We start from the raw sequence: 253 nt of genomic DNA on the forward strand, positions 1-253 counted from the left end.
CTGATAGCGGGTGCTGTCCAGCGGCTTGACCTGGGCCTTTTCCAGCAGGCGCAGAAACGCCCAGTCGCCGGTGGCGTCGAAGGCAATGCGTACGCCGGCGTGCAGGGTTTCCCAGGTCAGCATCGCGTGACCGGCCAGGCCATCGCCGGGCCACGCCACGCGTGCCCAGGCTTCGGGCTGGTTGAAATACACGATCTGCTGCTGGTCGATCGTCAAGGCCGTGCGCGTCACCACCGGCGTCGGCAAGGCCATC

Annotated in this window: 1 protein-coding gene; it reads right to left on the reverse strand. The window is 67.2% G+C overall.

The window, feature by feature from the left end; translation table 11 throughout:
• Positions 1-253 (reverse strand): type VI secretion IcmF C-terminal domain-containing protein (locus tag AC4HNJ_RS22070; RefSeq protein ID WP_490481752.1); only part of this gene is annotated, 253 nt, incomplete at both ends.

The organism is Dyella sp. SYSU CM1112 (genome assembly GCF_058216415.1).